This is a genomic window from Rothia sp. HMSC071C12 (genome assembly GCF_001813895.1).
In the GTDB taxonomy this organism is placed as follows: domain Bacteria; phylum Actinomycetota; class Actinomycetes; order Actinomycetales; family Micrococcaceae; genus Rothia; species Rothia mucilaginosa.
On sequence record NZ_KV814374.1, the window covers coordinates 57143 to 71434 of the forward strand.

The 14292-nt window shown below is 61.6% G+C and carries 12 protein-coding genes; 5 read left to right on the plus strand and 7 right to left on the minus strand.

Features of this window, described 5'->3' with window-relative positions; all coding sequences use genetic code 11:
- Positions 1-47: 47 nt before the first annotated feature.
- Positions 48-335, minus strand: a complete 288-nt coding sequence (gene groES / locus HMPREF2942_RS05190; protein WP_005505066.1) for a co-chaperone GroES — start codon at positions 333-335, stop codon at positions 48-50.
- 226 nt (positions 336-561) lie between these two features.
- On the opposite strand from groES, the gene HMPREF2942_RS05195 reads away from it, so the two are divergent.
- Positions 562-2037, plus strand: coding sequence for a class I SAM-dependent methyltransferase (locus HMPREF2942_RS05195; protein ID WP_246824370.1), 1476 nt, complete (start codon positions 562-564; stop codon positions 2035-2037).
- Between the two features lie 285 nt (positions 2038-2322).
- A complete protein-coding gene (locus tag HMPREF2942_RS05200) occupies positions 2323-3471 on the plus strand; it encodes a glutamate--cysteine ligase (RefSeq protein ID WP_070688572.1) in 1149 nt (382 codons plus the stop codon).
- A 157-nt stretch (positions 3472-3628) separates the two neighbouring features.
- Here the strand turns inward: HMPREF2942_RS05200 and tsaD are convergent, their stop codons facing one another.
- From tsaD to alr, 5 genes are all read right to left on the minus strand, one after another.
- A complete protein-coding gene (gene tsaD / locus HMPREF2942_RS05205; protein ID WP_070642916.1) occupies positions 3629-4729 on the minus strand; it encodes a tRNA (adenosine(37)-N6)-threonylcarbamoyltransferase complex transferase subunit TsaD in 1101 nt (366 codons plus the stop codon).
- A gap of 157 nt (positions 4730-4886) precedes the next feature.
- The gene (rimI, locus tag HMPREF2942_RS05210) at positions 4887-5441 is read right to left on the minus strand and encodes a ribosomal protein S18-alanine N-acetyltransferase (protein ID WP_049346428.1); all 555 of its coding nucleotides are present in this window, start codon (positions 5439-5441) and stop codon (positions 4887-4889) included.
- Positions 5442-6266 carry a tRNA (adenosine(37)-N6)-threonylcarbamoyltransferase complex dimerization subunit type 1 TsaB gene (tsaB, locus tag HMPREF2942_RS05215; RefSeq protein WP_070688573.1) on the minus strand — a complete coding sequence of 275 codons (825 nt, stop codon included), beginning with the start codon at positions 6264-6266 and terminating at the stop codon, positions 5442-5444.
- Positions 6267-6289: 23 nt separating this feature from the next.
- Positions 6290-6895 (minus strand): tRNA (adenosine(37)-N6)-threonylcarbamoyltransferase complex ATPase subunit type 1 TsaE, encoded by a 606-nt coding sequence (gene tsaE, locus HMPREF2942_RS05220; RefSeq protein WP_060824446.1) that lies wholly within the window; start codon positions 6893-6895, stop codon positions 6290-6292.
- Entirely contained in the window at positions 6895-8208 is a 1314-nt protein-coding gene (alr, locus tag HMPREF2942_RS05225) for an alanine racemase (protein ID WP_070688574.1), read from the minus strand. The genes tsaE and alr overlap by 1 nt, the downstream gene beginning before the upstream one ends.
- A 143-nt stretch (positions 8209-8351) precedes the next feature.
- On the opposite strand from alr, the gene HMPREF2942_RS05230 reads away from it, so the two are divergent.
- The 3 genes from HMPREF2942_RS05230 to HMPREF2942_RS05240 all read left to right on the plus strand — a co-directional run bounded on the left by HMPREF2942_RS05230 (position 8352) and on the right by HMPREF2942_RS05240 (position 12417).
- Entirely contained in the window at positions 8352-9614 is a 1263-nt protein-coding gene (locus tag HMPREF2942_RS05230) for a glycosyltransferase (protein WP_070677603.1), read from the plus strand.
- 28 nt (positions 9615-9642) lie between these two features.
- Complete coding sequence (locus HMPREF2942_RS05235; RefSeq protein ID WP_049338094.1) at positions 9643-10425, plus strand: phosphatase; 783 nt, start codon at positions 9643-9645, stop codon at positions 10423-10425.
- 510 nt (positions 10426-10935) lie between these two features.
- On the plus strand, positions 10936-12417 hold the full coding sequence (locus HMPREF2942_RS05240) for a sugar transferase (RefSeq protein WP_044150222.1): 1482 nt from the start codon (positions 10936-10938) through the stop codon (positions 12415-12417).
- 224 nt (positions 12418-12641) lie between these two features.
- On the opposite strand, the gene HMPREF2942_RS05245 is transcribed toward HMPREF2942_RS05240, so the two are convergent.
- Entirely contained in the window at positions 12642-14228 is a 1587-nt protein-coding gene (locus tag HMPREF2942_RS05245) for a bifunctional ADP-dependent NAD(P)H-hydrate dehydratase/NAD(P)H-hydrate epimerase (RefSeq protein WP_049341797.1), read from the minus strand.
- Between the last annotated feature and the right edge of the window lie 64 nt (positions 14229-14292).

The window sequence follows — 14292 nt, forward strand, 5'->3', positions numbered from 1 at the left end:
ATGCGCCGTACCGGATGAGCGGTACGGCGCATGAGCATCTGAAAGTATTAGTCGACGATTGCCAGAACGTCGCGTGCGGAGAGAATCAGGTACTCTTCGCCCTGGTACTTAACCTCGGTGCCACCGTAGCGGGAGAACACGACAACGTCGCCTTCCTTGATGTCTACGGGAATGCGGTTGCCCTTCTCATCCACGCGGCCCGGGCCAACGGCGACAACGCGTGCTTCCTGCGGCTTTTCCTTCGCAGTTTCGGGGATGACCAGACCGGATGCGGTGGTCTGCTCAGCCTGCTCGATCTTGATAACGACGCGGTCTTCCAGGGGCTTGATAGCCATAATCGGTTCCTCCGGGTTGTGGATTTACGTTTGATGCGAGACAGCGGCGCAGTGGCGCGCCCAATGACTGTCTCGAGTGCTACCTCAACTCTAGTTTCACCTGTGCTTTCGGTCAAGAAAAGCACCCCTCTGCCGGGGTGTTTCACCGCAAGGCGAACGCTGAGCAAAAAGCTGGGCAAATCGGGCTCCCCACCTCTCAAAACCGGCACCCCGTAAAATGAGGAGCATGCCTATTCCCGCATCCCCTTTTACACCCGCCGCCGAGCTTCCGTTCAGCGCCGAAGCACTCGCGGCAGCCGACGAGCTCTACCCGCTGGGTTCAGATACGCTCAGCGCCGTTACTTCTTTGCGTTCGCGAGGTTTTAGCCCCGAGGAGTCTGCACAGATTATTTCGCTGGCGCAGGCTCGTACCCGTGCGCGCGCCAAGTTCGGCGAGCGCGCCCGCACGCTCATGCTCACTCAGGAGGCGGCGGAGCAGGCAACCCGCCCGGTGATTGCCCACTATCGTGCTCAGCGTCTGCGCCCGGTTACCGGCACGGTGGCTGATTTGGGGTGCGGTATCGCCTCGGATTCTGCCGTGTATGCGGCAGATCGCGGTGCCGTGGTTGCGGTGGAGCTGGACCCGCTGACGGCTTCTTTTGCGGCGAAGAACCTAGAGTTTTGCCCGCAGGCGCGCGTGTATTCGGGGGATGTGACCGATTATGCGCACGGTGAGCTTTTGGACGCTGCCGGTGAGCCGGTGGGCATTGTGTGGATGGACCCGGCACGCCGCGAGTTGCGCGGTGCGAAGAAGGCTCAGACGGAGCGTCTTTTTGATCCGGAGGCGTTCTCTCCCCCGTTCTCGTTCGTGCTGAATCTGGCACGCACTGGGGTGCCGATGGGCGTGAAGTTGGGTCCCGGTTTTCCGCATGAGGGCATTCCCGCGCCCGGAGATATTGCGTCGGAGGCAAACCCCAACCCGCGCGTTGAGGCGGAGTGGATCCAATCGGAGGGTTCCCTCGCCGAGTTGGTGCTCTGGTTTAACGCGCTGGCTCAGGAGGGGGTGGCTCGCACGGCGACCTCTGTGCATGAAACCTCTGTGCGCGAGCTGCCCGCGGAAGAGGCTACCCCCACCGAAGGATCCACCGGAGGCTCAACCAAAACCGGCGCCCTACTGCCTCCCTACGAGGCGGTGAGCTTCCGCAGCCCCTTGACGGCGGAAGAGGCGGAGCAGAGTGTTGACGTTCCGACGTCCCTACCGCAGCCCGGTGATTACCTGCTGGAGCCCGCCCCGGCAATTGTGCGCTCGCATCTGGTCGCTGAGTTTGCGCAGAGTATTGGCGCGCACCTGCTGGATGAGCACCTGGCGTACCTGTGTTCTGCCGAGCCGGTGGAGCATCCGTTGGTTGCCTGCTACGAGGTGCTGGAGGAGATTCCCCTGCAGGAGAAGCAGCTGAAGCGTTGGGTGCGTGAGCAGGGCTTTACGGCGCTGACGATTAAGAAGCGTGGCGTGGACATTGTTCCGGAGCAGTTGCGTGCGCGCCTGCTGGGTTCGGCGGGTTCTAAGCCTTCCAAGAAGAAACAGAAAAAGAACGTTAATTCTTCTTCGGGTGCGCAGGCGGGTACTCAGGAGTCCTCGTACCGCCCAGCGACGCTGGTCTTTACCCGCATCGGTTCGGGTAGGGATTCACGCCGCGTCGGCTGGCATGTGCGCCCGCTCTAACCTCACCAGCCCCGGCTGCCCATACCGAACTACCCAGCGCTGACGACCCAGACCCGAGGACGGGTTACCGTTCGTGACGATTCATGACGTTTCCCGTTCCGGATTCTGCACTCGACAGGGCACCGGGCACCGCAAGACCGTACACTAGATACGGTGCCTAGTAGAGGTACTCCCCCGCAAAAGCCGGCTCCCACCGGCTAGCGCACAGCCGGGTAGAGCCCACCGATAATAACTTCCATAGTCGGCACCATGCACGACCCTATTTCCAGACGCAGGAAAGGCAATATGATCGACTTTGCTACCTCCCCGCAGTCCACTCTCGGCGTGGAATGGGAGATTGCGCTCATCGACCGTGAAAGCGGCGCACTGACCCAGCGCGCCAGCGAGGTGCTATCCATCCTGCGCGAGCGCCGCCCCGAACTGCTTGAGCCCGCCTCCGACCGGGCGCATGTGACCGGCGAATTCCTGGAGAACACCGTCGAAGTGGTGACCGGCATCTGCCGCACCGTCGCTGAGGCGTGCCGTCAGCTGCAGGATTTGGCAGATACCCTGCGCGACATCACCGATGAGCTCGGCATTGAGTTCTATCCCGCCGGCACTCACCCCTTCTCCCACTGGGCTGACCAGCCGGTTGTGGCGAAGGAACGCTACCAGCGTGTGGTCGAGCGTGCCCAGTATTGGGGCCGCCACATGGTCATTTACGGTGTGCACGTGCACGTGGGTATTGACTCCCGCGATAAGGTTCTGCCGCTTATTGACGCGCTGACCAACTACGGACCGCACCTGCTGGCGCTTTCGTGCTCCTCCCCCTACTGGGACGGGGTCGATACCGGTTACGCTTCGCACCGCACCCAGCTTTACCAGCAGCTGCCCACGAACGGCTTGCCCTTCCACTTTGATACCTGGGAGCAGTACAGCGATTACCTGGAGTCACTTGTGGCAACCGACGTGATCAACGACCCGAGCGAGGACCGTTGGGATGTTCGCCCGGTTCCGCGTTACGGCACCATTGAAATGCGCTATTGCGATGGCCTCGCGTCCCTGCCCGATGTTGCGGCGATCGTGGCGTTCACGCAGTGCCTGGTGGAGTACTTCTCCCGCCGCATTGAGGCGGGTGAAAGCGTTGAGGTGCTCGCCCCCTGGCACGCTCAGGAGAATAAGTGGCGCGTCGCCCGCTACGGCCTGGAGGCTAAGATCGTGGTCTCTAACGAGCCGGTGCAGCGTACCCTGCGTGAAGATTTTGAGCTGCTTCTGCCCAAGCTGGAGCCGGTGGCACGCGACCTTGACTGCGAGGTAGAGCTGGCGCAGGTACGCCGCATCCTCGCCGAGGGTACGGGTGCGGATCGTCAGCGTGCGGTCTTTGAGAAGACCGGCTCTCTGCGTGAGGTGGCGCTGGATGTTGCCGCGCAGTCTCGTGCGCGAGCGCTGCGTTAGAGCCGCCCCCAGCTAAAGTTTGAATACAGAAAATGCCTCGGCGCAGTCCTTTGTGAGACTGTGCCGAGGCATTTCTATGAGTATTTTCGAGGCGAGCCGCATCAACGGGCTCGCGCTCATAATCCCTGCGGAAGTAGCTATTTCAGAGGCAGCCCGTTTAGAAACAGACCGTGGTCACCGGCAGAGAGGAGTCCGTCGTGAAGTCCACGCCCGAGGGCTCACGACCGGCAGCGACCAGGCGGGCACCCAGCGCCGCAACCATCGCGCCGTTATCGGTGCACAGGGTGAACTTCGGGATAATCAGACGCACCCCCTCGGAGGCGCATCGGGCGGAAAGCAGCTCACGCAGGCGCGAGTTAGCCGCCACGCCGCCACCGAGCAGCAGGGTCTTCATGCCCTGCTCGCGGCAGGCAAGCATCGCCTTCTTGGTGATAACGTCCACGACCGCCTCCTGGAAGGACGCGGCAATATCGGCAACCGGGACCTCTTCACCGGCTGCTTCAAAGCTTTCGATCACGCGCGCCACGGCGGTCTTCAGGCCGGAGAAGGAGAAATCGTAGCGGTGTGCGCCGGGCTCCTCGGCGGTGCCCATGAACTTGCGGTTCGACAGGCCGCGCGGGAACACGAAGGCGTTGCGGTTGCCATCAGCGGCGGCGCGGTCAATCGCGGGGCCGCCCGGGTAGTCCAGGCCGAGCAGTCGGGCGACCTTGTCGTAGGCCTCGCCTGCGGCATCGTCGAGGGTCGCGCCGAGCAGACGCACATCGGAGGTAATATCGCGCACCTGCAGGATTTCGGTATGACCGCCAGAGACTAGTAGCGCACCCAGGCCACCGGATCCGGCATTCGCCAGCAGGTCGGAGCCGTCTTCGGTGCCGTTGTCCTCCAGCAGGCCAACGCCAACGTGTGCGACCAGGTGGTTAATGCCGTAGAGGGGCTTGCCGGTGGCAATAGCGAGCGCCTTCGCCGCGGAGACACCCACCATGAGTGCGCCCGCCAGACCGGGGCCAGCAGTGACGGCGATAGCGTCCACCTGATCGAGGGTGATGTCCGCTTCGGCGAGTGCCGCCTTGAGGGCGGGGATCATGGCGTCCAGGTGAGCGCGGGAGGCGATTTCGGGGATCACGCCGCCAAAGCGTACGTGCTCTTCCATGGAGGAGGAGATGGTGTTGCTGAGCAGCTGTGCACCGCGCACGATGCCGATACCGGTCTCATCGCAGGAGGATTCGATGCCCAGAACGAGGGGTTCGCGAGTGCTCATAGTCTATCTTTCTGTTGCGCTGTCTGCGCGTAGTGCTTCTAGTTGCAGTGAGGTAAGGATGCCGTGGCGTAGGGATGCTGTGGCGTAGAGGGCAAGTGTAGAGAGCGGCGAATGCTCGCCCCTATTGAGGGGATTGCCGTTTAGCCCAACGGACTATTTAGAACGTACATTCCATAATGATGGCGTCGGTTCCGTCATCGTAGTAGCCGCGGCGTACGTGAATCGCACGGTAGCCGTTGCGTTCGTAGAGGCGCTGAGCGCGCGGGTTGTCGGCACGCACCTCCAGCAGGATGCGCTCGGCACCCTGCTCGCGGGCACGCTCGTGCATCTGCTCAAGCATGGCGCGGCCGAAGCCGTTGCCCTCATATTCGGGGAGCACGCCGATGGTTTGAACGTCGGCGGTGTCGGCTACGACCATGGTTCCGCAGTAGCCGATAGTGCGCCAGCTGCCCTCGTCGCTTTCCGGGTTCTCCACCGGCAGCTCGAGCATGTAGTAGGTGCGGGTCGGGTGGATCAGCTCTTCGAGGAACATGTCGATGTGCCAGGCGTCGGCGGGGAACAGGGCGGTTTCCATGCGGTGCATGGCCTGCACGTCGGCAAGTTCGGCAACGCGCAGGCGGGCGCCCAGAGCCAGGTTACTCAGTGCCAGATTATTCAGCGCAAGGTTATTCAGTGCCAGGTCGTCTCGCACGATATTTTCGGTAGCGCTCATTTAGCTCTCCTTCTGCGCGGCAGTCTGCGCAGCCTGTGCGGCGGACTGCGCGGCCTGCTTCTGCTGGCGGGCGAGCATTGCGGCGGGGACCTTTGCGTCCGAGTCGCGCAGGTACTGGGCGGAGGTGTCCTCGCTCAGGTTCTCTACGCCCAGGCGTGCCGCGGCGGCAACCAGGTACTCGGCGTGGGGGTGAACCTCGCGGGCAGAATCAACGATGGTCCAGCCGTGCTCTTCGAGGGCCTCGGCGTACAGGCCAGCACCGTAACCGTAGGCATAGGAGGGAGCCCCACCGGGCAGAATTTCGGAGGCGGGGCATACGTTCGGGCCGTCCACCAGGCTGTAGCCTTCGGCATTCACGCGGTAGCGGGCGGAGTAGACTTCGCGGCGGCGCGCGTCGGAGAGTACGAGCAGCTCAGCACCTTCTACAAGCTCAGCACTTCCAGCAGAGGCGAACGCTCGTTCTACGTTCTCTTCACCAGCAGCCACGCCAGACACAGCACGCTCAGCCAGCGCGGTCAGGCTCATCATGCCGTACACCGGCACCGACCAGGCAAAACCCAGAGCGCGCGCAGTAACGATACCGGCGCGAAGACCCGTAAAAGGTCCCGGACCGGTACCGGTCAGAATCGCATCCAAATCTTCGCCGCGCACGCCAGCGTCCTGCAGGGCCGCCTGCGCGTAGGGGCCCATCACCTCGGCGTGGGAGCGGGTATCTTCGCTCTCGTAGCGGGCGAGGATTTCGAAGGACGCACCGGCTTCGGAGCCGTGCACACGGGCGAGCGCCACAGATGCGGTGGCGGATGAATCAAGGGCAAGTACTAGCACCCTATCATTCTAACGCGCGGGCTCTAGGCGCTCTGCAGGGCCTCTTTCAGTGCGTCAAAAGCGTGCTCCCAGCGGGGGCCGAAGGCACGCACCCGCAGCAGGCGAGGTTCGGGTGTGTCCGCATCCTCGTCGCTTTCGTCCTCGTCTTCGTCGTCCCAGCTGAACTCTTCGGCACCCGAGTAGGCGAAGCGTGCATCCGCGCCGGTCAGACGGGTGAAATCCAGCTCCAGGCGGGAATCGCTCAGGTGCTCAGCCTTATCGCGACCCCACTCGATGACGGTCACCGAGCGCGGCAGGGAGAACTCCAAATCCAGGTCGTCGAGCTCTTCGGCGCTGGAGAGGCGGTAGGCGTCCACGTGCACCAGGTCGGGGCCGCCGGGGCGGGGGCCGTCCGGCAGGTTCGGGTGCACGCGCGAGAGCACGAAGGTCGGTGAGATAACGCCTTCGCGCACGCCCAGGCCTTCACCCAGGGAGCGGGTGAACGTGGTCTTGCCCGCACCGAGCTCGCCCGAAAGCAACAGTACGTCCCCGGCGTTCAGGTGCTGCGCCAGGGTGAGCGCCAGGCGGCGGGTATGGTCGGGGCCGGTCACGTCCAGGTCGAGTGCGGCAGAAATATACTCAGCGCTCATTAGCCCTCCTGCTCCTGCCCGGTACCCCACAGCTCGTTCAGTTCAGCTTCAACCCAGGAGCCGCCAACGTAGAGGCGCTCCACGCGGGACGAAATGCGGGTCACGATTTCGTAGTTAATGGTCTGCGCGGCATCCGCCCATTCTTCCACGGGCGGATTCTCACCGGCACCAAAAAGGATGGCGGGCGCCCCCAGGTAGCCCAGGGCGGGGTCGCTCAGGCCGGGTTCGCCCAGGTCAACGACCATCTGGTCCATGGCGATGCGGCCGACCACGCGGTAGGTCTTACCTTCCGCGTTGTTAGGCACGGAGCCGTTCTCCGCGTTCTGCGCGCCCGGGTAGATGCGCACCGGCGCGTTCTCCGCAATGCGCGGCACGCCGTCAGCGTAACCGAGCGGCACCAGCGCCAGGGTGGTTGCCTTGGGAGTGTGGTAGCGCAGACCGTAGGAAACGCCCTGACCTGCAGGAACTTCCTTCACGGCGGCAATGTAGCTTCCCACCGTCATGACGGGCTTCAACCCCAGGTCCTCAGCGGTCACCTCCGGCAGCGGGGAAAGACCGTACAGCGCGAGGCCGCAACGCACGCCGTCACCGAGCAGACGCTCCTCCGTGTCCCAGCCCTCCAGCGAGGCGGTCAGGGTCGCCGGGGAGTTCGCCAAATGCACGATCTTCGGGGCCAGGCCAGCCTCACGAGCCTGAGTCACAAAAGTATCCAGAGTGTCGAGCTGCTGAGCAGTCTCGGCGCGGGTCGGCTCATCAGCAACCGCCAGGTGGCTAAAAATACCCTCAACAGTAATCAGCCCAGACTCTTCCAGGGAGGCGGCGCGAGCCACCAGCGCGGGCCAATCCGCCGCGGTAGCACCGTTACGACCCAGACCGGTATCAGCCTTAAGATGCACGATAGCGCGCTCGCCGGTGCGTTCAGCGGCGGCGGCTACCGCCTCCAGGTCCCAACCGGAAACGCCCAGGCGGACCTTCTCCTGCAGTGCCGCCTCAAAATCAGTGGAGGGGGTGTGCAGCCACGCCATGAGCGGCGCCTCAATACCGTCAGCACGCAGTTCCAGCGCCTCATTCACGTGCACCACACCCAGTAGGTCGGCACCGGCGGCAATAGCCGAACGTGCCACCGGGTACGCGCCGTGACCGTACGCGTCCGCCTTAATCACTGCAATGAGCGCGCGGTCGCCAATAAGTTCCTTGAGTCGGCGCACATTATGTTCTAGCGCATCAAGGTCAATGGTGGCGCTTCGCTCTGCCTCTGCCGGGGTGCAGGGCGGGCAGTAGAGCGGTTCGGCAGGCTGCTGAGGGTGAGTCATGGTCCTTCACGGTCCTTCTGACGGCGGGTACTACAGGCTGCGCTTGGACAGCCTCTCTTCTACTAAATTCTAGACCTCCCGGTGTGCGAAAGTCCTATCGCGCTACACTAGGTAAGGTACACCTTTGAGAGAGGAAAGCATCGATGAGCACTCTGCCGCCGGTTCGGACGGTTCACGTGTATTCCATGCACACCGACCCTTTTGCGCAGCCCGGTAGCGGAGATGCAGGCGGCATGAACGTCTATATTGCCCGGTCGGTGCATGCCATGCTGGAGCTCGATCCCGAGCTACGGGTTGAGGTTTTCACGCTGGACCGCGGTGAGGCGCTTCCGGCTGATTCGCCGTTCCGTCAGCCTCCTCAGCCCGGCGAGCGCATTGTGCGCCACAGCCTTGATATTCCGTCTGCTCGTGGTCTTTCGAAGAACGAGTTGGCTACGGTCACCGATGATTTTGCTCGGGCGTGCGTGGAGCAGGCACTGTACACCCCGGATATTATTCACGCCCACTATTGGCTGTCTGGTCAGGCTGCGGCTCGCGCATCCCAGCTGTGGTCGGCTCAGGGCGCCGGCTTCCCGGTCCCCGTTCTTTTCACTCCGCATACGACGGCTGCCGCCAAGGATGCGCGCCGCGGCGAAGGTGAAGCACCCGAGCCTGAGGAACGCTACCGAGCCGAGCGCCTCATGAGTAGCTCCGCGAGCCGGGTGATTGTGAATACTCCCCTGGAGGCGCAGCAGATGGGCGAGTACTACGGTACGGACGCGCAGAAGCTTGCCATTATCCCCCCGGGTGTTGACACCTCGATTTTCCATACGATTCCTGGCGTGCATCCGCTCAATGACACCTCGGAGACTCGTTGCCGCATTGTGTTTGCCGGTAGGCCTCAGCCGTTGAAGGGCCCGCATCTGCTGGTGGAGGCGCTCGCGCTGCTCCCCTCCGACCTGCAGGTGGACGTGGATATTATTGGTCGCTCCGATTCGGATTATGAGCGCCGCCTGTTGCAGCGTGCAGCTGAGCTGGGTGTGGCAGAGCGGGTGCATTTGAAGGACCCGGTTCCGGCGTCTGAGTTGGCGAATATTTTCCGTGCCGCCGATATCGTGGCGTCCCCGTCGTCGTCTGAGACGTTCGGGTTGGTGGCTCTGGAGGCGCAGGCGTGCGGCGCGGCGGTGCTCGCTACGGATGCTGACGGTCTGCGCTTTGCGGTGGAGAACCACCGCACGGGCCTGCTGGTGGCGCCTCGTACTCCGCAGCGTTGGGCTGCAGCTATTGAGCGTCTGGTGCGTGCCCCATATCTGCGTCATTCGTTGGGTGCGAACGCCGCGGCGCGTGCCCGCACGATGGGTTGGGAGCAGACGGCGCGTAAGACCCTGGAAGCTTATGCCGAGGTACGTGAGGGTATCTCGCAGTAATGTATTTTTCACGTTGTGAGGAGTTTTAATGTCTTTCTCGATGAGCCGCGATGAGTTCGCCGCGTACCTGGATTCTGTGCGTATTACCGGCGAGGTGGCAACCGCCCGAGAGAATAACCTGGACCACATTCAGGGTTTCCTGGATGGTAATGAGCACCTTGAGTTTGGTGTGCAGTGGACCCGCGAGTGGGATTACGATTCGGTGTTTGAGGTGATGGTCCGCCGCGCGGGCCTGAACCCGGACCGTTCGCATACTCACGGCCAGGACACTATTGGTGCTGAGCAGTGCATCAGCGCGCTGGAGGAGTACGCCCGTATCTTCGGTGAGGCGGTGCGTGCGGGTTCTCGTATTCTATTTGCGACAGGTCACCCGGCGGGCCTGTTCCCCATCTATGCGGTGATGGCTGCGGCTGCGAAGGCTGCCGGTGCTGAGGTTCTCCAGATTGAGGAGGGTGAGCGCTTCCTGGACGGCGATGTCCGCCAGATTATGGATGTCGTGATGTTTGAGCAGTACGGTAATCTGCAGCATACGCATTTCCCCGGCCCGATGCGCATCGCACTGGATCAGTTGAAGGCGCGCGGTGTGACTCCGGATCTGGTGGTTTCGGATCACGGTATGGCTGGTTATGCTTCCTCGACCTGTAAGTTGCTGACGATTGGTATTGCGGATTGTAATGATCCGGGTCTGTTTGTGGCGGCTGAGCAGGGGGACCTGCCGGTGTGCGTGCCGATGGACGATAACGTTCCGCCGCGTCGTTATGAGCCGATGATTGATTTCATTTTGGATCGTGCGGGGCTTGAGCGTCCTTAATGTCTCTTTTACACCGTGTGTGTAGGGTTTGTTATTGAGCCTCCGGGGGTTGTCGTTTTATGTGCCGGTTATTGTTTTTTCTGCAGGTGTGTGAAACAGTCTGGTGTTTTTAGGAGTTTCTTAGCTCCACTAGGCATTCTTCTCGGGGGCTCTTATTCTCTTCTTTTTCTGTGATTGATTTCATCACACCGGAGCGACTTTGCCTCTTCATTCTTCGAGACGGAAGACCCCCGACCCCGTAGAATAGTTTACGGAACACGTTTATGCGCTCTGTGGGCTCATATAACGCTCCACTAGGCGTCTTACCAGCGCCTTTGCCGTAGTCTCTGCCATTATTTTCACTCAGTAAGATTAAGGGTTCACTCATTCATCAGGACAAAGACTAGGACACGATTCCCTATTCACCGATAATTAGGGGTAAATGTGCCTATTCGCCGCTCTCAGTCCACGACACAGGACAAATTTCCGGGGAAGATTACACCGTTGAAAGTACAAGATCGTCTTAAAAAAATGTGGGGTTCAGACTTCGTCGTCAAGCGAAGCTGGCATCCCAAGGTTCAGCGTGCCCTTTACTTTGGCGATTTTCTCGCCATTGCTATTGCGGTTGTCGCTGCGCATCTGATTCGTTTCGGGTGGGAGAATGCTGACCTGCCCTATGTGAACGTTTGGCCTATTAACGCCCTGGATGGCCGTATTCCCGCTATTGATTACATCTTCCTGGGCGTTGGTATGGTTGTCGGCTGGTGGTTTATCCTCCAGGTGAACGGCTCCCGCAGCCTGCGCATCATGGGGTTCGGCACTGAGGAGTACCGCCTCATTACTCGCGGTACTACTTACTTTTTCTGCCTGCTGATTATTGTGGCGTTCTTCCTTAAGGTTGACGTCACCCGTATGTACCTGCTGATTGCTTACCCGCTGGGTCTGTTCCTTCTGCTCGTTGAGCGTTGGCTGATTCGTCAGGGTCTGGTGCGTTCGCGTACTCGCGGTCGTGCGTTGACTCGCGTCATGATTATTTCTGATGTGACGACCGGTCAGCACCTGTACAAGAACCTGAAGGATGTGGTTGCTTCCGGCCTGTCCCCCGCTGCGTTCTACCTGCCCGGTTTCACCCCGGGTACTACTGTTGCTGGCGCTCCGATTCCGGTCCTTGGTTACAGCACTTCTCCGGCTGACATTATGGAGGCCATCCGCGAGAACGATATTCACATGGTCGCGGTTACGAATGGTCACCACTTGAGCCCGGATCAGGTTCGTCTGCTGGGTTGGAAGCTTGCTGATGCGCATATTTCGCTGATTATGGCTCCTGCGACGACCGATATTGCTGGTCCGCGTATGCACATGCAGCCGCTGAATGGTCTGCCGCTGGTGCACGTGTCGACGCCGCGTATTACCGGTCTGTCGGCGTTCTTCAAGCGCGCTGTGGATGTTGTGTCTTCGGGTCTGGGTTTGATTCTGCTGTCTCCGCTGTTCCTGGTGGTGGCGCTGCTGGTCAAGCGTGATGGCGGTCCGGTCTTCTTCCTGCAGAACCGTGTGGGTCTGAACGGTGAAATGTTCAAGATGGTGAAGTTCCGTTCGATGCGTACTGACGCCGAAGAGGTTAAGAAGCGCCTCCTGGAGCAGAACGAGGGTAATGGTGTGCTCTTCAAGATGAAGGACGACCCGCGTATTACCCCCATCGGCAAGTTCATCCGTAAGTACTCGATTGATGAGTTGCCTCAGCTGTGGAACGTGTTCATTGGCGATATGTCGCTGGTGGGTCCGCGTCCTCCGCTGGTTGAGGAAGTTGAGCAGTACGAGGACATTGCGTACCGCCGTCTGCTGGTGAAGCCCGGTATTACCGGTCTGTGGCAGGTTTCTGGCCGTAGTGACCTTTCTTGGGAAGAGTCGGTTCGTCTGGATCTCTACTATGTTGAGAACTGGTCGCTTACCGGTGACCTCATTATTCTTCTGCGTACTGTCCGTGCGGTTTTCGCTAAGGAAGGCGCGTACTAAGAAGAGTTGGGGGTCTCTCGCTGGTATGTATGCCGTTTTTGAAGATGCTGTTCCGGCACAGGCAGCTTGGCATCATCCATTGATATAAACGCACAGAAGGGGCGTGAATCCATTTCCGGTGGATTCACGCCCCTTCCTTTGTGCCTTCTGCCTGGTTCATTGAGAGACGCTCTAGAATCTCTGGAGGGCGTTAGGCTGGAGGCGGCGTACTGGGCGCCTCTGCCCTATTCGGCGATGAGTCGCGCAATGACTTCGGGGAGCATCTCCGCGACGCGGGTTGCCGGGGCGGGGCCCAGCAGTGCGTCCTTGACGCTTCCGGTGGCGCTGGCGCGTGCGGCTTCACCGTGCAGGTAGACTGCGAGCGCACCGATGGAGGCGTAGGTGCAGTCTTCCAGGGTTTCTCCGCGGGCTTCGAAGGCGGCTACGGTCTGGGCGAGCAGGGCGCCGTAGATGCCGGTGAGGGTGTCGCCACTGCCTGCGGTGGCGAGCCAGGGGCTTCCTCCGGCAACGCTGTAGGTGGCGCCGTTGGGTGCCGCAATGAGCGTGTAACCGCCCTTGAGCATGACGGTCGCGCCGGAGAGTTCGGAGGCGGCACGCACCCAGCGGAAGGGCTCTGCGTCAATGTCCTTGCGGCTGGGTACGATGGCTTCGCCCAGGTGCTTCTTCCAGGTTTCGGGGGCGAGCTCGTGTACGACCCGCAGGAATCGTTCGAGTTCTGCCGCGTGCGGGGTGAGAATCTTGTGGGATCCGAGGTGCTTACCGGTTGCCATGTATTCTGCCGCCAGGTCGCAGGCACCAGCGTCGAGGATTGCGGGTTCGGGCGAGTGGAGCAGGTAGCGGTTCTTGTCCAGCGAGTCGTAGCTGGAGCCGGAGCCGCCGGCCCAGACGGTGACCCTCTGCAGGGCGGGTGCGCCGCTGAAGTAGACGGTTTCGGGGTTGTGGGCGATCATGAGCTGGCGGAGCTCGTGGGAGTTGGCACCGAAGCGAACCATACCAACGCCGGTGTTGAGGGCAGCACGCACACTCATGAGGGCTGCGCCGGGGTATTCGAGGCTTCCAGTGAGCATGCCGAGTACGCCGCGAGTGTACTTGTGGGAGTGCTCGTCGGGGATTTCGATGAGTTCGCGGTAGTCTTCGCGGTCGAGAACACGCAGGGCGGGCTTGTGGGCGTCGAGGGCTTCGGGCACGCCCAGGTCGTAGAGTTTGATGTCTCCGGAGTGGACGCTGTGGCTGGTGCCTGCCGGCAGCTTGTGACCGATGAAGGTGACGGTGCGGTCGGCGCGCAGGGAGGGTTCATGCACGGTTCCGCGGTTGTTGTCGACTCCGGAGGGGGTGTCGACGGCGAGGACTGCGCCGAGCTTACCGTCGAGCTGCGCGGCGCGGAGTACGCCCAGGTATTCACCGGCGCTACCGCGTACGGCACCGCTGGAGCCGGTACCCAGGATGCCGTCGATGGTCAGGTCGTAGCCGGCAAGCTGTTCGAGGGCGTGTTCGGGGTCAAGCACGCGGGTGCCTTCGCCGCCTTCGCGGGCGATGAGTTCGAGGTTCTTTTCGCTGGAGTCGAAGATGACTGCATCAACGCTGTGCCCCTTGGCGCTGAGGCGGGCGCCGGCGTAGATGGTGTCTGCACCATTGTTGCCCGGGCCGATGAGCAGCAGGATTTTTGCTTTGTCTTTGCCGTGGAGCAGCTCCTGCGCTTCGGCTGCAACGGCGTCTGCGGCGCGTTGCATGAGGTAGCCGTCGTAGTCGGCGGCTTCAATGTAGGGCTTTTCTGCTTCGCGTACCTGGGAAGCAGTGTAGATGAGCTTCATTGCTGTCTCCTTGGGTGGCACCGTGCGGGCCTTAGGGGGGTCACCGGGGGTGGTGTTGATGTGG

Excerpts from the sequence above, each read along its gene's own strand:
- groES (WP_005505066.1), bottom strand. The coding sequence starts at position 335 with ATGGCTATCAAGCCCCTGGAAGACCGCGTCGTTATCAAGATCGAGCAG.
- HMPREF2942_RS05195 (WP_246824370.1), top strand. The coding sequence starts at position 562 with ATGCCTATTCCCGCATCCCCTTTTACACCCGCCGCCGAGCTTCCGTTC.
- HMPREF2942_RS05200 (WP_070688572.1), top strand. The coding sequence starts at position 2,323 with ATGATCGACTTTGCTACCTCCCCGCAGTCCACTCTCGGCGTGGAATGG.
- tsaD (WP_070642916.1), bottom strand. The coding sequence starts at position 4,729 with ATGAGCACTCGCGAACCCCTCGTTCTGGGCATCGAATCCTCCTGCGAT.
- rimI (WP_049346428.1), bottom strand. The coding sequence starts at position 5,441 with ATGAGCGCTACCGAAAATATCGTGCGAGACGACCTGGCACTGAATAAC.
- tsaE (WP_060824446.1), bottom strand. The coding sequence starts at position 6,895 with ATGAGCGCTGAGTATATTTCTGCCGCACTCGACCTGGACGTGACCGGC.
- alr (WP_070688574.1), bottom strand. The coding sequence starts at position 8,208 with ATGACTCACCCTCAGCAGCCTGCCGAACCGCTCTACTGCCCGCCCTGC.
- HMPREF2942_RS05230 (WP_070677603.1), top strand. The coding sequence starts at position 8,352 with ATGAGCACTCTGCCGCCGGTTCGGACGGTTCACGTGTATTCCATGCAC.
- HMPREF2942_RS05235 (WP_049338094.1), top strand. The coding sequence starts at position 9,643 with ATGTCTTTCTCGATGAGCCGCGATGAGTTCGCCGCGTACCTGGATTCT.
- HMPREF2942_RS05240 (WP_044150222.1), top strand. The coding sequence starts at position 10,936 with ATGTGGGGTTCAGACTTCGTCGTCAAGCGAAGCTGGCATCCCAAGGTT.
- HMPREF2942_RS05245 (WP_049341797.1), bottom strand. The coding sequence starts at position 14,228 with ATGAAGCTCATCTACACTGCTTCCCAGGTACGCGAAGCAGAAAAGCCC.